Source organism: Pseudomonas sp. CCI1.1, assembly GCF_034348165.1.
In the GTDB taxonomy this organism is placed as follows: Bacteria; Pseudomonadota; Gammaproteobacteria; order Pseudomonadales; family Pseudomonadaceae; genus Aquipseudomonas; species Aquipseudomonas paracarnis.
Genome location: NZ_CP133780.1, coordinates 4711034 through 4733445 on the forward strand (window position 1 = coordinate 4711034; position 22412 = coordinate 4733445).

General features: G+C 60.2%; 24 protein-coding genes. 15 read left to right on the forward strand and 9 right to left on the reverse strand.

Annotation, left to right across the window (positions count from 1 at the left end; all coding sequences use genetic code 11):
• Positions 1–23: 23 nt before the first annotated feature.
• Positions 24–833 (reverse strand): tryptophan synthase subunit alpha, encoded by an 810-nt coding sequence (gene trpA, locus RHM69_RS21400; protein ID WP_014716305.1) that lies wholly within the window; start codon positions 831–833, stop codon positions 24–26.
• A complete protein-coding gene (trpB, locus tag RHM69_RS21405) occupies positions 833–2059 on the reverse strand; it encodes a tryptophan synthase subunit beta (RefSeq protein WP_014716306.1) in 1227 nt (408 codons plus the stop codon). The genes trpA and trpB overlap by 1 nt, the downstream gene beginning before the upstream one ends.
• Positions 2060–2167: 108 nt before the next feature.
• Between trpB and RHM69_RS21410 the strand changes: the two genes are divergently transcribed.
• Positions 2168–3064 carry a LysR family transcriptional regulator gene (locus RHM69_RS21410; RefSeq protein WP_200599945.1) on the forward strand — a complete coding sequence of 299 codons (897 nt, stop codon included), beginning with the start codon at positions 2168–2170 and terminating at the stop codon, positions 3062–3064.
• 8 nt (positions 3065–3072) lie between these two features.
• Here RHM69_RS21410 and RHM69_RS21415 read toward each other — a convergent pair whose 3' ends face one another.
• Complete coding sequence (locus tag RHM69_RS21415; RefSeq protein ID WP_003187304.1) at positions 3073–3399, reverse strand: DUF883 family protein; 327 nt, start codon at positions 3397–3399, stop codon at positions 3073–3075.
• A gap of 157 nt (positions 3400–3556) precedes the next feature.
• On the opposite strand from RHM69_RS21415, the gene RHM69_RS21420 reads away from it, so the two are divergent.
• Positions 3557–3772 carry a dodecin gene (locus RHM69_RS21420; RefSeq protein WP_005783406.1) on the forward strand — a complete coding sequence of 72 codons (216 nt, stop codon included), beginning with the start codon at positions 3557–3559 and terminating at the stop codon, positions 3770–3772.
• 116 nt (positions 3773–3888) lie between these two features.
• A complete protein-coding gene (locus RHM69_RS21425) occupies positions 3889–4116 on the forward strand; it encodes a DUF1161 domain-containing protein (protein WP_014716308.1) in 228 nt (75 codons plus the stop codon).
• A gap of 137 nt (positions 4117–4253) precedes the next feature.
• On the opposite strand, the gene RHM69_RS21430 is transcribed toward RHM69_RS21425, so the two are convergent.
• Complete coding sequence (locus tag RHM69_RS21430) at positions 4254–5255, reverse strand: LLM class flavin-dependent oxidoreductase (protein WP_014716309.1); 1002 nt, start codon at positions 5253–5255, stop codon at positions 4254–4256.
• 217 nt (positions 5256–5472) lie between these two features.
• Here RHM69_RS21430 and RHM69_RS21435 point away from each other — a divergent pair, with 217 nt between their 5' ends.
• Positions 5473–5904: an OsmC family protein gene (locus tag RHM69_RS21435; protein WP_003187311.1), complete on the forward strand. Its 432-nt coding sequence runs from the start codon at positions 5473–5475 to the stop codon at positions 5902–5904.
• 212 nt (positions 5905–6116) lie between these two features.
• Complete coding sequence (locus RHM69_RS21440; RefSeq protein ID WP_003187312.1) at positions 6117–6356, forward strand: DUF1161 domain-containing protein; 240 nt, start codon at positions 6117–6119, stop codon at positions 6354–6356.
• A 1-nt stretch (position 6357) separates the two neighbouring features.
• Here the strand turns inward: RHM69_RS21440 and RHM69_RS21445 are convergent, their stop codons facing one another.
• Positions 6358–6780 carry a hypothetical protein gene (locus RHM69_RS21445; protein WP_014716310.1) on the reverse strand — a complete coding sequence of 141 codons (423 nt, stop codon included), beginning with the start codon at positions 6778–6780 and terminating at the stop codon, positions 6358–6360.
• Positions 6781–6890: 110 nt separating this feature from the next.
• Between RHM69_RS21445 and RHM69_RS21450 the strand changes: the two genes are divergently transcribed.
• Positions 6891–7934, forward strand: a complete 1044-nt coding sequence (locus RHM69_RS21450; RefSeq protein ID WP_014716311.1) for an aminopeptidase — start codon at positions 6891–6893, stop codon at positions 7932–7934.
• A gap of 95 nt (positions 7935–8029) precedes the next feature.
• Here the strand turns inward: RHM69_RS21450 and RHM69_RS21455 are convergent, their stop codons facing one another.
• Both RHM69_RS21455 and RHM69_RS21460 read right to left on the reverse strand, forming a co-directional pair.
• Positions 8030–8689, reverse strand: coding sequence for an HAD family hydrolase (locus RHM69_RS21455; protein WP_198832900.1), 660 nt, complete (start codon positions 8687–8689; stop codon positions 8030–8032).
• The gene (locus RHM69_RS21460; protein ID WP_003187318.1) at positions 8686–9228 is read right to left on the reverse strand and encodes a gamma carbonic anhydrase family protein; all 543 of its coding nucleotides are present in this window, start codon (positions 9226–9228) and stop codon (positions 8686–8688) included. Before RHM69_RS21460 ends, RHM69_RS21455 begins: the two co-directional genes overlap by 4 nt.
• A gap of 101 nt (positions 9229–9329) precedes the next feature.
• Here RHM69_RS21460 and prlC point away from each other — a divergent pair, with 101 nt between their 5' ends.
• Together prlC and RHM69_RS21470 are read left to right on the forward strand one after the other, a co-directional pair.
• Positions 9330–11381: an oligopeptidase A gene (gene prlC, locus RHM69_RS21465; RefSeq protein ID WP_166406524.1), complete on the forward strand. Its 2052-nt coding sequence runs from the start codon at positions 9330–9332 to the stop codon at positions 11379–11381.
• Positions 11378–11653 (forward strand): YheV family putative zinc ribbon protein, encoded by a 276-nt coding sequence (locus RHM69_RS21470; protein ID WP_020301415.1) that lies wholly within the window; start codon positions 11378–11380, stop codon positions 11651–11653. The genes prlC and RHM69_RS21470 overlap by 4 nt, the downstream gene beginning before the upstream one ends.
• Positions 11654–11688: 35 nt before the next feature.
• Here the strand turns inward: RHM69_RS21470 and RHM69_RS21475 are convergent, their stop codons facing one another.
• Positions 11689–12339, reverse strand: coding sequence for a tyrosine-protein phosphatase (locus RHM69_RS21475; RefSeq protein ID WP_200599947.1), 651 nt, complete (start codon positions 12337–12339; stop codon positions 11689–11691).
• Between the two features lie 275 nt (positions 12340–12614).
• Here RHM69_RS21475 and RHM69_RS21480 point away from each other — a divergent pair, with 275 nt between their 5' ends.
• The 6 genes from RHM69_RS21480 (at position 12615) to RHM69_RS21505 (ending at position 20193) form a co-directional block, all read left to right on the forward strand.
• On the forward strand, positions 12615–13367 hold the full coding sequence (locus RHM69_RS21480) for a gluconate 2-dehydrogenase subunit 3 family protein (protein ID WP_014716317.1): 753 nt from the start codon (positions 12615–12617) through the stop codon (positions 13365–13367).
• Between the two features lie 2 nt (positions 13368–13369).
• A complete protein-coding gene (locus RHM69_RS21485) occupies positions 13370–15154 on the forward strand; it encodes a GMC family oxidoreductase (protein ID WP_014716318.1) in 1785 nt (594 codons plus the stop codon).
• 12 nt (positions 15155–15166) lie between these two features.
• Complete coding sequence (locus RHM69_RS21490; RefSeq protein ID WP_014716319.1) at positions 15167–16465, forward strand: cytochrome c; 1299 nt, start codon at positions 15167–15169, stop codon at positions 16463–16465.
• A gap of 82 nt (positions 16466–16547) precedes the next feature.
• Entirely contained in the window at positions 16548–17606 is a 1059-nt protein-coding gene (locus tag RHM69_RS21495) for a PA0069 family radical SAM protein (protein WP_014716320.1), read from the forward strand.
• Between the two features lie 228 nt (positions 17607–17834).
• On the forward strand, positions 17835–18566 hold the full coding sequence (locus RHM69_RS21500; protein ID WP_003187331.1) for a carbonic anhydrase: 732 nt from the start codon (positions 17835–17837) through the stop codon (positions 18564–18566).
• Between the two features lie 85 nt (positions 18567–18651).
• Positions 18652–20193 (forward strand): SulP family inorganic anion transporter, encoded by a 1542-nt coding sequence (locus RHM69_RS21505; RefSeq protein WP_200600574.1) that lies wholly within the window; start codon positions 18652–18654, stop codon positions 20191–20193.
• Positions 20194–20260: 67 nt separating this feature from the next.
• On the opposite strand, the gene RHM69_RS21510 is transcribed toward RHM69_RS21505, so the two are convergent.
• On the reverse strand, positions 20261–20908 hold the full coding sequence (locus tag RHM69_RS21510; RefSeq protein ID WP_003187334.1) for a hypothetical protein: 648 nt from the start codon (positions 20906–20908) through the stop codon (positions 20261–20263).
• A gap of 370 nt (positions 20909–21278) precedes the next feature.
• Between RHM69_RS21510 and coxB the strand changes: the two genes are divergently transcribed.
• Positions 21279–22406, forward strand: coding sequence for a cytochrome c oxidase subunit II (coxB, locus tag RHM69_RS21515; RefSeq protein ID WP_014716323.1), 1128 nt, complete (start codon positions 21279–21281; stop codon positions 22404–22406).
• Positions 22407–22412: the final 6 nt, after the last annotated feature.

Here is a 22412-nt window from a genome sequence, read left to right on the forward strand (position 1 = left end):
ATGAGCTGCGGTCGTTGTGCAGTTTACTTGCGTGCGTTGCGAACACCTTCCGACAGCGCCGCGCACAGGGTCAGTACGCCATCAATGGCTTGCTGGTCGTTCTTGGCCGTGGCGATGTGATCGATCAGCGCCGAACCCACTACCACCCCGTCTGCCAGGCGTGCGATGGCCGCTGCCTGGTCCGGTGTGCGGATACCAAAGCCGATGCTGATCGGCAGGTCGGTATGACGGCGCAGGCGGGTCACGGCTTCTTCGACGTGTTCCAGAGTGGCGGCGCCCGCCCCGGTAACACCGGCGACCGACACGTAATACACAAACCCGGAGCTGCCATTGAGCACAGTAGGCAGGCGCACATCATCGGTGGTCGGCGTGGTCAGGCGGATAAAGTCGATGCCTGCGGCCTGGGCCGGGTCGCACAGCTCGCCGTTGTGCTCGGGGGGCATGTCCACCACGATCAGGCCGTCGACGCCAGCTGCCTTGGCATCGGCAATGAACTGCGACACGCCATATTTATGGATCGGGTTGAAATAGCCCATCAACACCAGCGGCGTGTCGTTGTTGTCCTGGCGGAACTCGCGAACCATCTGCAGGGTTTTCAACAGGTTCTGTTTGGCGGCCAGCGCGCGGATATTGGCCAGTTGAATGGCCGGGCCGTCGGCCATCGGGTCGGTGAAGGGCATGCCCAGTTCGATCACGTCGGCGCCAGCGGCCGGCAAGCCCTTGAGGATCGCCAGCGAGGTGTCATAGCCGGGGTCGCCAGCGGTGACGAAGGTCACCAGGGCGGCGCGGTTTTGTTCTTTAAGTTGCGCAAAGCGCGTTTGCAGGCGGCTCATCAGTGTTTCTCCTGCTTGGACTGTTCCATATGGTGCATCACGGTCTGCATGTCTTTGTCGCCACGGCCCGAGAGATTGACCACCATCAGATGATCCTTGGGCAAGTTTGGCGCGCGCTTGAATACTTCAGCCAGGGCGTGGGCGCTTTCCAGGGCAGGAATGATCCCTTCCAGGCGGCAGCATTTGTGGAAGGCTTCCAGGGCTTCGTCGTCCGTTACCGAGGTGTATTGGACGCGGCCAATGTCATGCAACCAGGCGTGTTCCGGGCCGATGCCGGGGTAGTCCAGGCCTGCGGAAATCGAGTGGGCGTCGATGATCTGGCCGTCGTCGTCCTGCAGCAGGAAGGTGCGATTGCCGTGCAGCACGCCCGGGACGCCGCCGTTGAGGCTGGCGGCGTGCTTGCCGGTTTCGATGCCATGGCCTGCGGCTTCAACGCCGATGATCTCGACGCTGGTGTCATCCAGGAACGGGTGGAACAGGCCCATGGCGTTGGAACCGCCGCCGATGCACGCCACCAGGCTGTCCGGCAGGCGGCCTTCCTGGGCTTGCAGCTGGGTGCGGGTTTCCTTGCCGATCACTGCCTGGAAGTCGCGCACCATCGCCGGGTATGGGTGTGGGCCGGCCACGGTGCCGATCAGGTAGAAGGTGCTGTCGACGTTGGTGACCCAGTCGCGCAGGGCTTCGTTCATGGCGTCTTTGAGGGTGCCGGTGCCGGCGACCACGGGGATGACCTCGGCGCCCAGCAGCTTCATGCGAAACACGTTGGCCTGCTGGCGCTCGATGTCGGTGGTGCCCATGTAGATCACGCATTGCAGGCCAAAGCGCGCCGCCACAGTTGCGGTGGCCACGCCGTGCATGCCGGCGCCGGTCTCGGCGATGATGCGTTTCTTGCCCATGCGCCGGGCCAGCAGGATCTGGCCGATGCAGTTGTTGATCTTGTGCGCGCCGGTGTGGTTGAGCTCTTCGCGCTTGAGGTAGATCTTGGCGCCGCCGCAGAACTCGGTGAGGCGTTCGGCAAAGTACAGCGGGCTTGGGCGTCCGACATAATCGCGCTGAAAGTAGGCCAATTCTTCGTTAAACGCCGGATCTACCTTCGCCGCTTCGTATTCACGGGCCAGGTCGAGAATCAACGGCATCAGGGTTTCAGCGACGTAGCGGCCGCCGAACGCACCAAACAGGCCGTTGGCGTCGGGGCCGTTGCGTAGATCGGTCTGGGACTGAGTCATGGGACGCTCCAGGAAAAATGTGTTTAAAGGCAATGACGGTCACTCTACTCGTGACGCCCTGGCCTGAAAACCGATAAGATCGCCGTAACCTGTCAGGAAAACTCACAGATGAGTCGTGATCTCCCGCCCCTTAATGCCCTGCGCGCTTTTGAAGCCACTGCTCGCCTTAACAGCGTCAGCCAGGCTGCGCAGCTATTGCACGTGACCCACGGTGCTGTCAGCCGGCAGTTGAAAGTACTGGAGGAGCATTTGGGCGTGAGCCTGTTCGTCAAGGATGGACGCGGCATTAAACTCACAGATGCTGGCGTCAGGCTACGAGATGCCAGCAGCGAGGCTTTTGAGCGGTTGCGCGACGTGTGCGCCGAACTCACCCAACGCGGCGCTGATGCGCCCTTCGTTCTTGGCTGTTCAGGCAGCTTGCTGGCGCGTTGGTTTATCCCTCGGCTGGGGCGGTTGAATGCCGACTTGCCGGATTTACGCCTGCACCTGTCGGCGGGCGAAGGCGATCTGGACCCGCGCCGTCCGGGGCTGGATGCCCTGCTGGTATTCGCTGAGCCGCCTTGGCCGGCGGACATGCAAGTGTATGAATTGGCCAGCGAGCGTATCGGCCCGGTCTTGAGCCCCCGTTTCGCCGGTTTTGAACACCTGCGTCAGGCCCCAGCGTCGGAACTGCTGGAGCAACCCTTGCTTCACACCACGTCAAGGCCGCAAGCCTGGCCCAGTTGGGCACGGCAACACGGCATCGAACCCGGTGCGCTGAAGCTCGGCCAGGGGTTTGAGCATTTGTATTATTTACTGGAAGCGGCGGTTGCCGGCTTGGGAGTGGCAATTGCGCCAGAACCGCTGGTGGCAGAGGACCTGCGAGCGGGTCGCCTGGTGGCGCCGTGGGGGTTCAGTGAAACCCCGGCGCACCTGGCGTTGTGGCTACCCAAGCGCGCCGCAGACGGGCGCGCCGGGCAGTTGGCGCAATGGCTCAAGGCTGAGCTGTTGCGTCAACCGGTGTAACCGGTCAATCAGTCACCGCGCTTGCACAGCAGGTAAGCCGCCAGCAGGCCCAGCGCGCCCACGGCGACGCCAGCGGTCGTCCATGGGTGCTCTTGTGCGTAGTCACGGGTGGCAGCGCTGGTTTCGCGGATTTTGACTTTGCTTTCTTCGTAGGCGTCGCTGATCAGATGGCGAGAGTGCTTGAGCGCGTTCTCGGCATTGCTCTTCAAGGCCTTCAGCGTTTTGCGCGACTCATCGGACGCGTCGTCCTTGAGGCTCTCCAGAGATTTGAGCAGGCTCGAAATCTCGGCTTCCATGCTTTCCAGCGACGCTTTGCGTAAAGAAGTGTTGGCCATGTGGACATCTCCTGAAGTGATTGAGTGGCGTGTGTAGATACCGACTGCGCCGGTTTCAGAAAGTGCAGTAATTCTGAACTTTCGCCTCCCAACGGTCGCCTGAAGCAGTACGCACATTCGCTGCTAGTCTTGATTGACGACCTAAAGGAGAAACGCCATGAGTGATCATCACACGTACAAGAAAGTCGAACTGGTAGGCTCTTCCACCACCAGCATCGAAGACGCGATCAACAATGCCCTGGCCGAAGCCAACAAGAGCATCAAGCATCTGGAATGGTTTGAGGTGACCGAAACCCGTGGTCACATCAAGGATGGCAAGGCTGCACACTTCCAGGTCACGCTCAAAGTGGGATTCCGCATTGCCAGTAGTTGATCGGCAGAGTTGAACTTTGCCCGCTGGCCGATTGCCATAACCTGCGCTACAAACAACGGGTGCCGACGCGATGAGCGTCGGCACGCTCTTTTTGATCAGCGCAAGGAAAGTAACGGATGAAGAAGTTTCTGTTAGCGGTAGGGTTGTTGAGCATTGCGGGTACCGCTATGGCGGCGGGCAAGCCTTGTGAAGAGCTGAAAAGTGAAATCGCAGCGAAAATCGACGCCAAGGGTGCTTCGGGGTATTCGCTGGAAGTGGTGGACAAAGGTGCTACGCCAAGTGACCACACAGTAGTTGGCACCTGCGAAGGTGGCACCAAGGAAATTGCCTACAAGCGCGGCTAACCTCGTGCTGTATAAGCGACGCACCTGTGGCGAGGGAGCTTGCTCCCGCTGGGCTGCGTAGCGGCCCCAAAAAAATGGGAGCGCTGCGCACTCCAGCGGGAGCAAGCTCCCTCGCCACAGGTATATCGTTTTACCATTCAGCCCTTCATCACTTGTGCAAGCAGCTCGTAAGAATGAATCCGGTCTGCGTGCTCATACAGGTCACTGGTAAAAATCAGCTCATCGGCACCGGTCTGCTCGATCAACACCTCCAACTTGCCGCGAATCTTCGCGGGGCTACCCACCATGGCCAGCCCGAGGAAGCTACCCACCGCGTCTTTTTCATGGGGCAACCACAGGCCGTCCATGGTTTTTACAGGAGGGCGCTGCACCAGACTCTGGCCGCGCATCAACGCCAGAATACGCTGGTACACCGAGGTGGCCAGGTAATCGGCCTGCTCATCGGTGTCCGCGGCCACCAGCGGAATGCCGAGCATCACGTAGGGCTTGTCCAGCACCGCCGAAGGCTTGAAGTGATTGCGGTACACGCGAATTGCTTCGTGCATCAGGCGCGGCGCGAAATGGGAGGCGAAGGCGTAAGGCAAGCCACGCTCACCGGCCAATTGCGCGCTGAACAGGCTTGAACCCAGCAGCCACACTGGCACATTGGTGCCGGTCCCCGGTACCGCGATAACCCGTTGGTCGGGCGTACGCGGGCCCAAGTAGGCCATCAGCTCGGCCACATCTTCGGGGAAGTCATCGGCACTGCCGGAGCGTTCACGGCGTAGGGCGCGGGCGGTCATCTGGTCGGAACCGGGGGCGCGCCCCAGGCCCAGGTCGATACGGCCAGGGTAGAGGCTTTCCAGGGTGCCGAACTGCTCGGCGATCACCAGTGGCGCGTGGTTAGGCAGCATCACCCCGCCGGAACCCACGCGAATGGTCGAGGTGCCGCCTGCCAGGTAACCGAGCAGTACCGAGGTAGCCGAACTGGCGATACCGTCCATATTGTGGTGCTCGGCTACCCAGAAACGGTGGTAACCGAACTTCTCCACATGCTGGGCCAGGTCCAGGGAATTACGCAGGGACTGCGCCGGGTTGCCGTCGGCGCGCACGGGCACGAGGTCAAGGGTCGAGAATTTTACGTCGGACAGCGATTTCATCAGCCTGCTTCTCCAATAGGGCGTACAGGCTTTTTTAAACGAGCTAAAACCTGCCGCTGCATGTGCATACCCTATGCAATGAGGGCATATACCCGAGATTCAATAGTAACCGCCAAATTTCCTACTTAATCACTAGGTTTTTCTTACAAGTGAACTTTGCCGCGGCGTCTATCCTCAGAACCCTTACCGACGCAAACCACCGTTCGAGGAGAAAGCTATGAGTATCGTTAAAAAGGCATCCGCGCATTGGGAAGGTGACCTGAAGACTGGCCTGGGCTCCATTTCCACCGAAACCGGCGTGCTGCGCGAAGCGCCCTACGGCTTCAAGGCCCGCTTCGAGGGCGGCAAGGGTACCAACCCTGAAGAATTGATCGGCGCGGCTCACGCCGGCTGTTTCTCCATGGCGTTTTCCATGATTCTTGGCGACGCCGGGCTCAAGGCTGACAGTATCGACACCCAGGCCGAAGTGACCCTGGACCAGGTCGAGGGCGGCTTTGCGATTACAGCAGTGCATCTGATCCTGAAGGCCAAAATTCCAGGCGCGAGCCAGGCGCAGTTCGACGAGCTGAGCAAAAAGGCCAAGGAAGGGTGCCCGGTGTCCAAGGTGCTGAATGCAACCATCACCTTGGATGCCACGCTGGTCAACTGACACAGCAGTCATCTTGTGTGGGAGCGGGCTTGCTCGCGAATGCGGTGGATCAGCCGATATCTTCGGTGCCTGATACTGCGTATTCGCGAGCAAGCCCGCTCTCACATTTTTGGTGCTGCGTTAAATTAGAACTCGTGTTTGCAAAATGTGGTCGAATAGCCCATGCAGCCTAGGCGCACACTCGTGCGCAGCGCATTCAGGGAGCTCCACACATGAAACGTTTTGCCTTGGCAATCATCTGCGGTGTATTGGCCACTTCGGCCGTGGCCGCGCCAAAAGATTGTGAAGAGCTCAGGAAAGAAATCGAAGTGAAGATCCAGGCCAAGGCGATTCCGTCCTACACCCTGGAAATCATCACCGCCGAAGAAGCCAAGAACCATGACGAAGCCATGATTGTCGGCTCATGCGAAAACGGCACCAAGCGCATCATCTATCAAAAGAACAACGACTGACTTAGATGCAGTTCACGCTGCGCTCTTCGGCCAATAGCTGGCGGGTTGAGTCGTACAGCCGGATGTTGGGCGTGAACGCCAGTGATCGCCCTTCCAGCACATAGTGCTGGCCGGCCTGAAAGTGGTCGTACTGCAGCGTCATGAAGCAGGTGCGATACATCATCTGGCTGAGGCCACCCAGGCCGCCGCCGGCGGGCACTTCAAAGTCAAAGCGCACCATCAGCTCGTGAGGGCCGGGAGGCATTTGAAAAAAGCGCCCGTCGTCGAGGTTTTTCCCGTCCAGGCGCTGAGCCATCACCAACTTGGAACCCGGTGTCGGCGTGGTGAAATCCACCCAGGCCTGCTGCGGGTCCACAGGGGGGATGGGGGTATAGGCGCAAGCGCTGAGGAACACAGCGGCGAGGGGAAGCACAAGCTGGCGCATGGCAGGTACTCAACACGAAGAGAGGCTTGAGTATAAACACGCCATGCCGTGGAAAAATCCCCTGCAAGCGCGATAGTCTGGCGAACCCATCATCCAGGAGCAGTCAGGGCATGATCAGGCGTTTTCTTCCAGGGCTGATGGTTGTGCTGCTCAGCGGCTGCTCCAGTGTCAGTTATTACAGCCAGTTGGCGAGTGGCCAGTGGCAGCTGTTGCGGGCCCGGGAGCCGGTTGCCGAGGTCATCGCCGACCCTGCTCGCCCGCCAGTGCTGCGCGAGCATCTGGCTCAATCGCAGAGAGCCCGAACCTTTGCCAGTGAACAACTGCATCTGCCTGACAACCAAAGTTATCGGCTGTATGCCGATATCGGCCGGCCCTATGTGGTCTGGAATGTCTTTGCCACGCAGGAATTTTCTCTGTCACCACAGAACCATTGCTTTCCCATCGCCGGTTGCGTCGCCTATCGCGGCTACTACAACCAAGGCGCTGCGCGGGGCGAGGCGGCGCTGTTGCGGCAGCAGGGCATGGATGTGTCGATTGGTGGCGTGGAGGCCTATTCCACCCTGGGCTGGTTCAACGACCCGATCATGAGTTCGATGATGAGCTGGGGCGATGAGCGCCTCGCCACGCTGATCTTCCATGAGCTGGCCCACCAGCGCTTCTACGTGAAGGACGACACCGAGTTCAACGAGTCCTATGCCAGTTTTGTCGAGCAGGAAGGCACCCGACAATGGCGTGCGGCGCGGGGCCTGGCGCCTGTCGGCGATGCGGCGTTGAAGCAACGCGATCAATTTATCCGGCTGATTCTCGATACCCGCAAACGTCTGGAGGCGTTGTACGCGCAGCCGTTGGCGGCGGACGCCATGCGCCGGGCCAAAGCGGCGCAATTCGAGCAGTTGCGCAGCGAATACCGGCACCTGCGCGATAGCCAATGGGGTGGTGACAAGCGTTATGACGCCTGGATCAACCAGCCGATGAATAACGCGCGGCTTTTGCCGTTTGGGTTGTATGACCAATGGGTGCCGGCGTTTGCGGCGTTGTTTGCGCGGGAAGGCGGGGATTGGGTGAGGTTTTATGCGGCGGTGGAGAAGTTGGGTGAGCTGCCGGTGGAGCAGCGTAAGGCGGCGTTGAGGCAGTTGGAGAGGGTTGGCCGTTAGGGCCTTATCGCAGGCAAGCCAGCCCCCACAGTTGACCGATTTTCAACATGAGAATGCGGTCAACTGTGGGCGCTGGCTTGCCTGCGAAAGCGGTCTCAAGGACGCTGCAAAAACGCCTGATGCATCTGGTCCAACGTCTCGAAATGCCAGGTCGGCGCCTCGGCATTCAGCTCTTCAAAACTACCAAACCCATACCCCACGGCGGCCGAATCCAGCCCATTACTGCGTGCCCCGATCAGGTCATGCTTGCGATCACCGATCATCAAGGTGGTGGCCGGGTCCAGTCGTTCCTCACGCATCAAATGCGCGATCAATTCCACCTTGTTGGTACGCGTGCCGTCCAACTCGCTGCCGTAGATCACCTTGAAGTGCTTGGCAAAGTCGAAATGTCGCGCAATCTCGCGGGCAAATTCCCACGGTTTGGAGGTGGCGATGTACAGCTGGCGCCCTTGGCTGTTCAACTCTTCCAACAACGGCATGACCCCGTCGAACACGCGGTTTTCATACAGTCCGGTAACCTTGAAGCGCTCGCGGTAGAAATTCACCGCCTCCCATGCCTTGGCCTCGTCGAAGGCGTAAAACTGCATGAACGCCTGCAACAAGGGCGGGCCGATGAAGTGTTCGAGCTTGGTCAGGTCGGGCTCATCAATGCCCAGTTTGGCCAGGGCGTACTGGATCGAACGGGTAATGCCCTCGCGCGGGTCGGTGAGGGTGCCGTCCAGGTCGAACAGGACGGTGGGGTGATGCAGGGTCATTGATCGAATCCTTCGGCCAGGTGCAGGTCTTTGAGCTTCACGTAGTTCGCCGCGCTGTAGGTGAAAAAGGCGCGCTCTTTGTCAGTCAATGCGCGAACCTGCTTAACCGGGCTGCCCACATACAAAAAACCGCTGTCGAGTTTCTTGCCTGGCGGCACCAGGCTGCCGGCACCGATGATCACGTCGTCTTCAACCACGGCGCCATCCATCACGATGCTGCCCATGCCGATCAGGACGCGGCTACCTACGGTGCAGCCATGCAGCATGACCTTATGGGCGATGGTCACATCGTCGCCGATCAGCAACGGGTAACCCTGCGGATTGAACGGCCCGGCATGGGTAATGTGCAGCACACAGCCGTCTTGCACGCTGGTGCGCGCACCGATGCGGATGCGGTGCATGTCGCCGCGAATCACGGTCAGCGGCCAAACCGAGCTGTCAGTGCCGATTTCGACATCGCCGATCACCACCGCCGAAATATCGACAAACGCCCCGGCGCCGAGGGTTGGCGTGTGGTTCTGATAGGTGCGAAGGGTCACGATAGCCTCTCTCTGTTGTGCTGATAGCTGCGGTGGGTGTTGATTGTAATTAAGATGGCCCCATCTTTGTTCTACATGTTTCTTCAGCCAAGGTGCCCACCGTGAGCGCGAACAACCCTCTTTTGCAGTCCTACGACCTGCCGCCGTTCTCGGCGATCCGTGCCGAGCACGTCCAGCCGGCCATCGAACAGATCCTCGCCGACAACCGCGTGGCAATCGCAGAGATCCTGCAAAGCCAGGGTAAAAATCCGACGTGGGCCGGCCTGGTCCTGGCCATGGATGAACTCAATGATCGCCTCGGCGCGGCCTGGAGCCCGGTCAGCCATCTCAATGCCGTGTGCAACAGCGCCGAACTGCGCGAAGCCTACGAGGCGTGCCTGCCGGCCTTGAGCGCTTACTCCACCGAAATGGGCCAGAACCGTGAGCTGTTCCAGGCCTTCGAAGCCCTGGCCAACAGCCCGGAAGCTGCCGGTTTCGATGTGGCACAAAAAACCATTCTGGAGCACTCCCTGCGTGACTTCCGCCTGTCGGGTATCGACTTGCCGCCGGAGCAGCAAAAACGCTACGCCGAGGTACAGAGCAAGCTATCCGAGCTGGGCAGCAAATTCTCCAACCAGTTGCTGGACGCCACCCAGGCCTGGACCAAACACGTCACCGATGAAGCCACCCTCGCCGGCCTGACCGATTCGGCCAAGGCGCAAATGGCCGCCGCCGCTCAGGCCAAGGGCCTCGACGGCTGGCTGATCACCTTGGAATTCCCCAGCTACTACGCCGTCATGACCTACGCCCAGGACGGTGCCCTGCGTGAAGAGGTGTACGCCGCCTACTGCACCCGTGCCTCGGACCAAGGCCCGAATGCCGGTCAGAACGATAACGGCCCGGTGATGGAACAGATCCTCGACCTGCGTCAGGAACTGGCCCAATTGCTGGGTTATGCGTCGTTCTCCGAGCTGAGCCTGGCCACCAAGATGGCCGAGTCCAGCGACCAGGTGCTCAGCTTCCTGCGTGACCTGGCCAAGCGCAGCAAGCCGTTTGCCGCCCAGGACCTGCAGCAACTCAAGGCCTATGCCGCCGAGCAAGGCTGCGCCGATCTGCAAAGCTGGGACAGCGGTTTCTACGGCGAAAAACTGCGTGAGCAGCGCTACAGCGTGTCCCAGGAAGCGCTACGCGCCTACTTCCCCATCGACAAAGTGCTGGGCGGCCTGTTTGCCATTGTGCAGCGCCTGTACGGCATCGAGATCGCCGAGCTTAAAGGCTTCGACACCTGGCACCCGGATGTGCGCTTGTTCGAGATCAAGGAGAACGGCGAGCACGTCGGACGTTTCTTCTTCGACCTGTACGCCCGCGCCAACAAGCGTGGCGGTGCCTGGATGGATGGCGCCCGTGACCGCCGCCGTACCGTTGATGGCGTGCTGCAAAGCCCCGTCGCCAACCTGGTGTGCAACTTCACTCCGGCCGACAGCGGCAAGCCTGCCCTGCTGACCCACGATGAAGTCACCACCCTGTTCCACGAATTCGGCCATGGCCTGCATCACCTGCTCACCCGCGTGGAACATGCCGGCGTATCCGGTATCAACGGTGTGGCGTGGGACGCGGTGGAACTGCCGAGCCAATTCATGGAGAACTGGTGCTGGGAGCCTGAAGGCCTGGCGCTGATCTCCGGCCACTACGAAACCGGCGAGCCCCTGCCCCAAGACTTGCTGGAGAAAATGCTCGCGGCGAAAAATTTCCAGTCCGGCCTGATGATGGTGCGTCAGCTGGAGTTCTCACTGTTCGACTTTGAACTGCACGCCACCCATGGCGATGGTCGCAGTGTGGCCCAGGTGCTTGAAGGCGTGCGCGATGAAGTCTCGGTCATGCGCCCACCGGCCTACAACCGCTTCCCCAACAGCTTCGCTCACATTTTCGCCGGCGGTTATGCGGCGGGCTACTACAGCTACAAGTGGGCCGAAGTGCTGTCGGCGGATGCGTTCTCCAAGTTTGAGGAAGACGGCGTGCTCAACGCCCAGACCGGGCGTGCCTTCCGTGAAGCCATCCTGGCGCGTGGCGGTTCCCAGGCGCCGATGGTGCTGTTCGTCGACTTCCGCGGACGCGCGCCGTCGATTGACGCACTCTTGCGCCACAGCGGCCTGAGTGAGGACGCAGCAGCATGAGTGAAGGGCCTGTGATCACCAAAAAGCAATTTATCGCCGGGGCGGTCTGCCCGGCGTGCAGCGAGCCGGACAAGTTGAAGATGTGGACCGAAGACAGCGTGCCGCACCGCGAATGCGTGGCCTGCGGGTATACCGATACGCTGAATGATCAAGGCCTGTCGGTGCCCAAGGAATTGGGCACTAGGGTCAATACCACCGCGTTGAAAGCGCCGGCGGATCCTAAAGTGCAGGCAGTGCAGTTCTTCCCGAACCCGAAGCTGAAAAAAGACTAAAACCGCACTCACTGTAGGAGCGAGCAAGCTCGCTCCTACAATTTTTTCTCTTGCTGGCCCGTTGTGGTGATCCAGTCTTTCATTGAGCACAACGCAAAGGCGCTGGTGCTGCAATCCCCATTCGCCAAAGCTGTACGCAACTTGTCGACATCAGCTTTTATCATGTAGCGAACGCCGTCCTTGAAACCATTGCTGCTGCCAAAGCCGCCCAAGGTCATTTCGTTCAGCGCGTCCTCCTTGCTCCACCCTTGAACCACCACCCGATACATCGCTGCCATCAGGCCGGTGCGGTCGGCGCCGTGCTTGCAATGCATCAACACCGGGCCATCGGCCTCTGCTGCCTGAATCGCCCTGATCGCCGCCAGCACGTCGGCATCGTCGACGTGGTTGGTGCGATAACTCAACTCCACCTGTTTGATATCAGATGACTGGAGCCACTGCGCATCAGGTTCCGGCAGGAAGTTGATGACCGTAGCGATCTTGAGCGTTTGCAACAGCGGCAGCGCACGCTCGTCCGGCAATGCACTGCGATAGAGCGTGGGTGTCATTTGATGCAGGTTGTATTGGTTACCCACCGGCTGGGCCCATTCCGGCGAGCGGATCGACGCAGCCTCATCGGCTTGTACGGTGTTGAGCAGGCTCATGAGCGCCAGGCCGAGAGCGAGCAGTATGCGTGTGTTGAACATGAACGTTGTGACCGAGCGAGGAAGTGGTTGATGGGCCACAGACTCACTCACGGCGGGTCAATAAGGCGTGAGGTTCGCGTCAAAGAATCGTGATACTTGCTATCTGATCCGGTGTTTTTGTCGCCGAATTGACGCCTCTGAATTCTTAGCCTGCTATCATTTGTAACTAATGTTTGCCATTGTGCTGTATCTGCTTGGATCCAATTAGCCGCAAAGCCTTCACGCTGCTCCCAGAAGCGGCGGATAAACCCGTGACCACATGATGAGGTGTACCTATGTCTGATCAAGATCAAGACAACCCCCGGCGTGACTTTTTACGCAAATCCTTGACCTTGATCCCGGTGGTCACGGTTGCCAGCACTGGCCTTGGCGGTTCGATGTTGATGGCCACTCCGGCACCGGCCCAGGCCGAGCCGGCCAAACCTGCGGCGAGCGATAAAGCCTATGAGCCGAGCTATTTCACGGCCGAGGAATGGGCGTTTATCAACGCCGCCGTCGAGCGCTTGATTCCCGCTGACGCCCAGGGACCCGGTGCCTTGGAGGCTGGCGCGCCGGAATACATCGACCGCCAGATGAACACCCCTTACGCCAGTGGCGCTCTGTGGTTCATGCAAGGCCCGTTCAATGCCGATGCGGCGCCGGAGATGGGCTGGCAGAGCAAATTGGTGCCCAAGGAGATCTATCGCCTGGGTATTGCTGCGACGGATGCCTGGTCGAAAGCGTTCAACGGTAAAGCTTTTGCTGCGCAAGACAGCGCTACCCGAGACGATATGCTCAGGCGTCTGGAGGCTGGCGGCAGCGAAGTGGCGGCGCATTTCGACGCGGTGCCGCCCAAGATGTTCTTCAACCTTTTGCTGCAAAACACCAAGGAAGGCTTCTTCTGCGACCCTATCCACGGCGGTAATAAAGGCATGGTCGGCTGGACCATGATCGGCTTCCCCGGCGCCCGCGCCGACTTCATGGATTGGGTGGAACGCAACGAGCAATACCCCTTCCCGGCTGTTTCCATTCGCGGTGAGAGGGCATAAACGTGGCGACCATCATGAAGAAAGTGGATGCAGTGATTGTGGGCTTCGGCTGGACGGGCGCGATCATGGCCAAGGAGCTGACGGAAGCGGGCCTCAACGTGGTAGCGCTGGAGCGCGGCCCGATGCAGGACACTTACCCAGACGGCAACTATCCCCAGGTCATCGACGAACTGACCTACAGCGTGCGTAAGAAGCTGTTCCAGGACATCTCCAAAGAAACGGTGACCATTCGCCACAGCGTGAATGACGTTGCCCTGCCCAATCGCCAGTTGGGCGCATTCCTGCCGGGTAACGGTGTTGGTGGTGCGGGGCTGCACTGGTCGGGCGTGCATTTTCGCGTCGACCCGATTGAGCTGCGCATGCGCAGCCATTACGAAGAGCGCTACGGGAAGAACTTCATTCCCAAGGACATGACCATCCAGGACTTCGGCGTCAGCTATGAAGAGCTGGAGCCGTTTTTCGATTATGCGGAAAAAGTCTTTGGCACCTCCGGGCAAGCCTGGACGGTCAAGGGCCAACTGGTCGGCGAAGGCCGTGGCGGCAACCCCTACGCGCCGGATCGCTCCAACCCGTTCCCGCTTGCGGCGCAGAAAAATACCGTCTCCGCCCAGCTGTTTCAGAAAGCGGCGACCGACGTAGGTTACAAACCTTACAACCTGCCTTCGGCCAACACGTCGGGGCCGTACACCAACCCCTACGGTGCGCAGATGGGCCCGTGCAACTTCTGCGGTTTTTGCAGTGGCTACGTGTGCTACATGTATTCCAAAGCCTCGCCGAACGTGAACATCCTGCCGGCCTTGCGCCAGGTGCCCAACTTCGAGCTGCGGCCCAATTCCCACGTGCTCAAGGTCAACCTCGACAGCACCAAGAAGAAAGCCACCGGCGTGACCTACATCGACGCCCAGGGCCGCGAATGTGAACAACCGGCCGACCTGGTGATTCTTGGCGCATTCCAGTTCCATAACGTGCGCCTGATGCTGCTGTCGGGCATCGGCAAGCCCTACGACCCGATTACCAACGAGGGTGTGGTAGGCCGCAACTTCGCCTACCAGAACATGGGCACCATCAAGGCGTTCTTCGACAAGGACACCCACACCAACAACTTTATCGGCGCGGGCGGCAATGGCGTGGCCATCGACGACTTCAACGCCGACAACTTTGACCATGGCCCCCATGGCTTTGTGGGGGGGTCGCCGATGTGGGTCAACCAGGCGGGCAGCCGGCCGATTGCCGGTACGTCCAACCCGCCGGGCACCCCGGCGTGGGGCAGTGCCTGGAAGCGCGCCACCGCCGATTACTACACCCATCAAGTCTCAATGGATTCTCACGGTGCCCATCAGTCCTACCGCAGCAACTACCTGGATCTGGACCCGGTTTACCGCGATGCCTACGGCCTGCCGCTGCTGCGCATGACCTTCGACTGGCAAGAAAACGACATCAAGATGAACCGCTTCATGATGGAAAAAATGGGCAAAGTGGCCCAGGCCATGAACCCCAAGGCCATCGCCGTGCTGGGTAAAAAGGTCGGTGAGCATTTCAATACCGCCTCCTACCAGACCACCCACCTCAACGGTGGCGCGATCATGGGTACCGACCCGAAAACCAGTGCGTTGAACCGCTACTTGCAGAGCTGGGATGTGCACAACGTCTTCGTCCCTGGTGCCTCCGCTTTCCCACAAGGCTTGGGCTACAACCCTACCGGCCTGGTGGCAGCGTTGACCTATTGGTCGGCTCGCGCGATTCGCGAGCAGTACCTCAAAAACCCCGGCCCACTGGTTCAGGCATAAGGAGCGATGACCATGAAAGCATTCGTTATTGCCTCCCTGGCGCTGTTCAGCAGCTGCTCGATCAGCGCTGCCGAAACCGATCTGATCAAACAGGGTGAATACCTGGCGCGGGCCGGCGACTGTGTTGCCTGCCATACCGCCAAGGGTGGCAAGCCCTTCGCTGGCGGCCTGCCGATGGAAACACCGATTGGCGTGATCTATTCCACCAACATCACCCCGGACAAGACCGGCCTGGGCGACTACAGCTTCGAGGATTTCGACAAGGCCGTGCGCCATGGCGTCGCCAAGAACGGTAGTACGCTTTACCCGGCGATGCCCTACCCGTCTTACGCGCGCGTCAGCGACAGCGATATGCAAGCGTTGTATGCGTACTTCATGAAGGGGGTCGAACCGGTCGCCCAGGAAAACAAGGACAGCGATATTCCCTGGCCCCTGAGCATGCGTTGGCCGTTGGCGGCCTGGCGCTGGATGTTTGCCCCGGCAGTCGAGGCGCATCAGCCGCAAGCCGCTGCCGACCCGGTGATCGATCGCGGTGCCTACCTGGTGGAAGGTCTCGGACATTGCGGCGCCTGCCATACGCCGCGTGCCCTGACCATGCAGGAAAAAGCCCTGAGTGCCACGGACGGCAGCGCCTTCCTGTCTGGCAGTGCGCCGTTGGAAGGCTGGATTGCCAAAAGCCTGCGCGGCGACCACAAGGACGGTCTCGGCAGCTGGAGCGAGGAGCAGTTGGTGCAGTTCCTCAAGACCGGTCGCAGCGACCGCAGCGCGGTATTCGGTGGCATGAGTGATGTGGTCGTGCACAGCATGCAGTACATGTCGGAAGATGACCTGACCGCCATCGCCCGTTACCTCAAGAGCCTGCCGGCGGTCGATCCCAAGGATCAGCCGCACCAGTACGACAAGCAGGTAGCGCAAGCGTTGTGGAAGGGGGACGACAGCAAGCCGGGTGCGTCGGTGTATATCGACAACTGCGCGGCCTGCCACCGTACCGACGGCCATGGCTATACGCGGGTATTCCCGGCGCTGGCGGGCAACCCGGTGTTGCAGACGGCAGATGCCACGTCGTTGATCAACATTGTGTTGAACGGCGGCACCTTGCCGGCCACCCATGCGGCGCCGTCAACCTTCACCATGCCGGCGTTTGCCTGGCGTCTGTCGGACCAGGAAGTGGCGGATGTGGTCAGTTTTATCCGTGGCAGTTGGGGCAACCAGGGCGCACCGGTCAAGGCGAGCGATGTGGCGGATCTGCGCAAAAACGATCTGCACACCACCTCGGGCGATGACCTGGGGCAGGTGACGCAAAAGCACTGATAAGTTCGCTGGCCGCCCAACGGCACTGGTCAGAAGCTTCGCGCCTCGATACTGTATATAAAAACAGTATCGAGGCGTTTTCATGTCTACTGCGCTGCCGCCCCGTGGCCGGGGTACGGCCACTAACCTGCACAATCGCTTTGCACCCACCGTCAGCGTGGCCGAGGACGACGGTTGGTACCAGGAAGTGCCGCCGACCCAAGGCACCGAAGTGCGTATCGAAACGGCCAAGACCATCATCACCCGCAACACCTCCCCGGACTTGCCGTTTGATCGGTCCATCAATCCGTATCGCGGTTGTGAACATGGTTGCATCTACTGCTATGCACGGCCAAGCCACGCCTATTGGGACATGTCGCCCGGGCTGGACTTTGAAACCAGATTGATTGCCAAGAGCAACGCGGCCGATGTGCTGGAACAGCAGTTGTCGAAGCCGGGCTACGTGTGTGCGCCGATCAACCTGGGCTCCAATACCGATCCGTACCAGCCAATCGAGCGCGAATACCGGATCACCCGGCAAACCCTTCAAGTCCTGCTGCGCTACCGCCACCCAGTGACGATCATCACCAAGGGCTCGCTGATCCTGCGCGACCTCGACCTGCTGACCGAGTTGGCCCGCCAGCGCCTGGTGGCGGTGATGATCAGCCTCACCAGCCTGGACGATGAGCTCAAGCGCATCCTGGAACCGCGCACCGCAGCGCCCAAGGCACGGCTGCGGGCGATTCGGGTAATGCGCGACGCGGGTATCCCGGTGGGCGTGCTGTGCTCGCCAATGATCCCGATGATCAACGACAGCGAGCTGGAGAGCCTGCTTACCGAAGCTCACGCGGCCGGCGCACAAAGCGCGGCGTATATGATGCTGCGCCTGCCGTTGGAGGTGGCGCCGTTATTCGAGGAGTGGTTGGCGGCCCATTACCCCCAGCGTGCGGCCCATGTGATGAGCCTGGTGCGCCAGGTGCGCGGGGGTGAGGTGTATGACAGCCGGTTTGGCGTGCGCATGCGTGGTGAGGGGCCGTTTGCCGATTTGCTGGCGCAGCGTTTCAGCAAGGCAATCAAGCGCCTGGGGCTGAATCGGCGGGAAGGGTTCAACCTCGATTGCACGGTGTTTTGCCCACCGGGCAGGCAGATGGCTTTGTTGTAGACTGATGGAGAGACACGCACCTTTGCTGTAGGAATAGTCGCGTTTTGATATCACTGAAACCCGCGTTCTAGAGCGGTTCATTCAGTTTGAGTTAAGTTTCGACGGTTACCTTGTTCAGCGAGTGACTGATGAGTCGGCGGCCTGGCCGGTGCTTGTTTTACAACTATTTCACCGCCATGGCGTCGAACTGACCTGAACCCTCCCCTGCATTGATCAAGAGGATGAATCATGAGTGACAAGGATAAACAGCCGTTGGCTGCGTCGGCTTCAGCCCCTCAGGTGGCGGAATCCGCCGATGCAGCGCTGCAGCATATCGTTGACGGCTTTTTGCATTTCCATCACGACGTCTTCCCCCAGCAGGAAGAACTCTTCAAGAAACTCGCCACCGCCCAGAGCCCACGGGCGATGTTCATCACCTGCGCCGACTCGCGCATCGTGCCCGAGCTGATTACCCAAAGCTCCCCAGGCGACCTGTTCGTGACCCGTAACGTCGGTAACGTGGTGCCGCCTTACGGCCAGATGAACGGTGGTGTTTCCACCGCTATCGAGTACGCGGTGCTCGCCCTTGGCGTACAGCACATCATCGTGTGCGGGCATTCGGACTGCGGCGCCATGCGTGCGGTGCTCAACCCCGACAGCCTGGAGAAGATGCCAACGGTCAAGGCCTGGTTGCGTCACGCCGAGGTCGCCAAGACAATGGTCCATGACAACTGCGACTGCGCCAACGAAGGCGAGAGCATGGCGGTGCTGACCGAAGAAAACGTTATCGCCCAACTGCAACATTTGCGCACCCACCCTTCCGTGGCTTCGCGCATGGCCAATGGTCATTTGTTTATCCATGGTTGGATCTACAACATCGAGACCAGCGAAATCCGGGCCTACGATGCGGACAAAGCGGCGTTCCGACCGCTGAACGGCACCGAGCCGATCCCTTCAGCGACGCCTAAAGCGCGCTTCTAAAACACTTCCCTGCCGGGTAATGCGGTGGCTGCCATGGATGCAGCCAGGCTTTACCGCGCCCGGCGAATGCCTCGGGAGAGTCATCATGCGTGCTGCTCAATTGAAAGCTGTATTGCCACGGGAGCTGCTCGCCTCGGTGGTTGTTTTTCTGGTCGCCTTGCCACTGTGCATGGGCATCGCGATTGCGTCCGGCATGCCGCCGGCCAAAGGCCTGATCACTGGCATCATCGGCGGCTTGGTGGTGGGCTGGTTGGCCGGCTCGCCGCTGCAAGTCAGCGGCCCGGCGGCGGGTCTGGCGGTACTGGTGTTCGAACTGGTGCGCCAGCACGGCATGCTGATGCTGGGGCCGATCCTGTTGCTGGCCGGCTTCCTGCAATTGGTGGCCGGGCGTTTGCGCCTGGGCTGCTGGTTTCGCGTTACCGCGCCGGCGGTGGTCTACGGCATGTTGGCCGGCATTGGCGTGTTGATCGTGCTGTCGCAGATCCATGTGATGCTCGACGGCGCGCCCAAGCCGTCAGGGCTGGATAACCTCGCAGGCTTCCCGGCAGCGCTGGCTGAAGCGATTCCTACCTTTGGCGGCGGCCTCGGCTGGCAGGCTGGCGTACTCGGCCTGTCGACGATGTTGGTGATGTACCTGTGGGACAAACTCCGCCCGCAACAACTGCGGTTTGTGCCTGGCGCGTTGCTTGGCGTGGGCCTGGCGACCGTCGCCAGCCTGGTGCTGGCGTTGCAGGTCAAGCGCGTGGAAGTCCCGGAAAACCTGGCGGACGCTATCGACTGGCTGCGCCCCAGCGACCTGCTGAACCTGGCAGATCCACAGCTTTTGATCGCGGCATTCGCCGTGGCGTTTATTGCCAGTGCCGAAACCCTGCTGTCTGCCGCAGCGGTGGACCGTATGCACAGTGGTCAACGTTCCGATTTCGACAAGGAATTGTCGGCCCAAGGCGTGGGCAACATGCTCTGCGGCCTGGTGGGTGCATTGCCAATGACCGGTGTGATCGTACGCAGCTCGGCTAACGTCCAGGCTGGTGCTACCACGCGTCTGTCGGCGATGTTCCATGGCCTGTGGTTGCTGGGTTTCGTGCTTTTGCTGTCGAGCGTGCTGCAGAGCATTCCGGTCGCGAGCCTGGCGGGTGTGCTGGTATACACCGGGATCAAGCTGGTAGACGTCAAGGCGTTCAAGGCGCTGGGGCGCTATGGGCGGATGCCGATGTTCACCTATGCGGCCACCGCGCTGGCAATCATCTTTACCGATTTGCTGACCGGCGTGCTGGTGGGCTTCGGGCTCACATTGCTCAAGTTGGCCTTCAAGGCCTCGCGCCTGAAAGTCAGCCTGATCGACCTGCCCCAGGAAGGTGAGATGGAGCTGCGTTTGACGGGGGCGGCGACCTTTCTGAAGGTGCCGGCGTTGACTCAGGTGTTGTCGGCGGTGCCTGCGGGGACCACCCTGCATGTGCCGTTGAGCAACTTGAGTTACATCGACCACTCTTGCCTGGAGTTGCTGGAAGAATGGGGCCGGGCCAATGCGGCCAAGGGCTCGACGTTGGTGATCGAGGCGCGTGGGTTGAAGCGTCGGCTGGAAGGTCGGGTGCGAACGACAGTGGGGATCGGCTCAGCGCCTGCCTGACCCCTCAAAAAACTGTGGGAGCCGGGCTTGCCCGGCTCCCACATTGGATCCCTATCGGATCTGAAGTCTACGCAGGCTGATCCAGCGACAGCTCAACCCCAAGCTGGCGCGACAGGCATGGCCAGCGCTTCCAGGACGCTTCGGTCTGCGGGCTCTTGAGCTGTTCGCGATAGGCCTCGACCGACTCCAGCGCAAAGCTTTCCTCGTTAAGCATCTCATCCACCGCCAGGTGCACGGCTTCATCCAATTGATTGGCGAAGTCTTCACCGATCAGTTGATGGGCGATCACGTTGGCCACGGTGGTATCCGCTGGAATCAACGGCTGGCCAAAATGCTTGATATACAGATCGTTTACTTCTTCGACCAGGCGATGCGCCAGGTAGGCCTCATCCAGCAGGCCATCAAGGCCGTCGTGGCCGGCCAGAATCGCTGGCGGCTGCAGGAAGAAATGTTCAGCGATTTTCAGTACCGGTTTGATCTGGCTTTCAATCCCGGCCTCACGGGCCACGTCATTGGCGGCGTCGAGCAAATCAGGAACCAGGTCGATGTAAGCGGTCACAAAACGGGTCATGACCATGTTGCGATCACCGTCAGCCAGGGCGATGGACGAATGCAGGTGCGGCACTTGTTTTTTCAGCTGGCTGACGAGCTGGCCGGTGCTGGCTTCGTGTTGATGGGCACGGGAAATCTGCTCGCGCAATGCGGCGGTGTTCATGAGGGCTCCAGTGAAGCAGGCGTAGGAAAAGGGGAGAAGATAAGGTAGTTCGTTTATACGAGCGCCTAAGACGCATTTGTCATAATTATTTCATGGTTATAGGCAGGGGTTATATCGAAATGCCATCGTTCGTCGGATAAACGATTCCGCTGCCTATTTTACGGGCTCCGTCTGTCTGTTTCTATTCATTTGCCCCCACACATTGCGGGGTTGCTACGGCTGTCTATACTCGATTTTGTACGCAATTAGCTGATGACGCCCAACTGCATGACGCAGGCAAGGCTTGGCGGTTGTAAGCAGTATGGAAGCCGCTCCCTTCGCCGCAGGTGCAAACCGGCGGGATAACAAGAAACATAAAGGGGAACCCGCAATGACGCGACATCCACACGTTTGGATGGGCCTCCTGTTGTGGTCGGTATTCGGCCAGGCGCACGCCGCCTGGACTACGAATATGGCGCCAGGGGCTACTGAAGTCAGCCACGCTGTGTTTGACCTGCACATGACCATTTTCTGGATCTGTGTGGTGATCGGCATCGTCGTGTTTGGCGCGATGTTCTGGTCGATGATCCTGCACCGTCGGTCCACGGGCCAGGTAGCGGCCAAGTTCCACGAAAGCACCACCGTGGAAATCCTCTGGACCGTGGTGCCCTTGCTGATCCTGGTGGCCATGGCTATTCCGGCCACCAAGACCCTGATCAACATCTACGACAGCAGTGAGTCGGATATCGATATCCAGGTCACCGGCTATCAGTGGAAGTGGCACTACAAATACCTGGGTCAGGATGTGGAGTTCTTCAGCAACCTGGCCACCCCCGCCGAGCAGATCCATAACCAGGCCACCAAGGGTGAGCACTACCTGTTGGAAGTCGACCAGCCGCTGGTATTGCCGGTGGGCGCCAAGGTGCGCTTTCTGGTGACCGCTGCCGATGTGATCCACTCCTGGTGGGTGCCGGCCTTTGCGGTCAAGCGCGATGCTATCCCTGGCTTCGTCAACGAGGCCTGGACCCGCGTCGAGAAGCCCGGCATCTACCGTGGCCAGTGCGCCGAACTGTGTGGCAAGGACCATGGCTTCATGCCCATCGTGGTGGAGGTCAAGTCCAAGGCCGACTACGACACCTGGCTGGGGGAGCGCAAGGAGGAGGCCGCCAAGCTCAAGGAGTTGACCTCCAAAGAATGGACACTGGACGAACTGGTGGCACGTGGCGACAAGGTCTATCACACCACTTGCGTGGCCTGTCACCAGGCCGAGGGCCAAGGCTTGCCACCGATGTTCCCAGCGCTCAAGGGCTCGAAAATCGCCACCGGGCCGGCCAAAGACCATCTGAGCATCGTGTATCACGGCAAGCCCGGCACCGCGATGGCAGCCTTCGGCAAGCAGCTCTCTGAAGTGGATATCGCCGCTGTGGTGACCTATGAGCGTAACGCCTGGGGCAATAACAAAGGCGACATGGTCACGCCCAAAGACGTGCTGGCTCTGAAACAGGCCCAAAGCAAATGACGACTT

Coding starts and splice junctions, on each gene's coding strand:
- trpA (WP_014716305.1), bottom strand. CDS start 833: ATGAGCCGCCTGCAAACGCGCTTTGCGCAACTTAAAGAACAAAACCGC.
- trpB (WP_014716306.1), bottom strand. CDS start 2,059: ATGACTCAGTCCCAGACCGATCTACGCAACGGCCCCGACGCCAACGGC.
- RHM69_RS21410 (WP_200599945.1), top strand. CDS start 2,168: ATGAGTCGTGATCTCCCGCCCCTTAATGCCCTGCGCGCTTTTGAAGCC.
- RHM69_RS21415 (WP_003187304.1), bottom strand. CDS start 3,399: ATGGCCAACACTTCTTTACGCAAAGCGTCGCTGGAAAGCATGGAAGCC.
- RHM69_RS21420 (WP_005783406.1), top strand. CDS start 3,557: ATGAGTGATCATCACACGTACAAGAAAGTCGAACTGGTAGGCTCTTCC.
- RHM69_RS21425 (WP_014716308.1), top strand. CDS start 3,889: ATGAAGAAGTTTCTGTTAGCGGTAGGGTTGTTGAGCATTGCGGGTACC.
- RHM69_RS21430 (WP_014716309.1), bottom strand. CDS start 5,255: ATGAAATCGCTGTCCGACGTAAAATTCTCGACCCTTGACCTCGTGCCC.
- RHM69_RS21435 (WP_003187311.1), top strand. CDS start 5,473: ATGAGTATCGTTAAAAAGGCATCCGCGCATTGGGAAGGTGACCTGAAG.
- RHM69_RS21440 (WP_003187312.1), top strand. CDS start 6,117: ATGAAACGTTTTGCCTTGGCAATCATCTGCGGTGTATTGGCCACTTCG.
- RHM69_RS21445 (WP_014716310.1), bottom strand. CDS start 6,780: ATGCGCCAGCTTGTGCTTCCCCTCGCCGCTGTGTTCCTCAGCGCTTGC.
- RHM69_RS21450 (WP_014716311.1), top strand. CDS start 6,891: ATGATCAGGCGTTTTCTTCCAGGGCTGATGGTTGTGCTGCTCAGCGGC.
- RHM69_RS21455 (WP_198832900.1), bottom strand. CDS start 8,689: ATGACCCTGCATCACCCCACCGTCCTGTTCGACCTGGACGGCACCCTC.
- RHM69_RS21470 (WP_020301415.1), top strand. CDS start 11,378: ATGAGTGAAGGGCCTGTGATCACCAAAAAGCAATTTATCGCCGGGGCG.
- RHM69_RS21475 (WP_200599947.1), bottom strand. CDS start 12,339: ATGTTCAACACACGCATACTGCTCGCTCTCGGCCTGGCGCTCATGAGC.
- RHM69_RS21480 (WP_014716317.1), top strand. CDS start 12,615: ATGTCTGATCAAGATCAAGACAACCCCCGGCGTGACTTTTTACGCAAA.
- RHM69_RS21490 (WP_014716319.1), top strand. CDS start 15,167: ATGAAAGCATTCGTTATTGCCTCCCTGGCGCTGTTCAGCAGCTGCTCG.
- RHM69_RS21495 (WP_014716320.1), top strand. CDS start 16,548: ATGTCTACTGCGCTGCCGCCCCGTGGCCGGGGTACGGCCACTAACCTG.
- RHM69_RS21500 (WP_003187331.1), top strand. CDS start 17,835: ATGAGTGACAAGGATAAACAGCCGTTGGCTGCGTCGGCTTCAGCCCCT.
- RHM69_RS21505 (WP_200600574.1), top strand. CDS start 18,652: ATGCGTGCTGCTCAATTGAAAGCTGTATTGCCACGGGAGCTGCTCGCC.
- RHM69_RS21510 (WP_003187334.1), bottom strand. CDS start 20,908: ATGAACACCGCCGCATTGCGCGAGCAGATTTCCCGTGCCCATCAACAC.
- coxB (WP_014716323.1), top strand. CDS start 21,279: ATGACGCGACATCCACACGTTTGGATGGGCCTCCTGTTGTGGTCGGTA.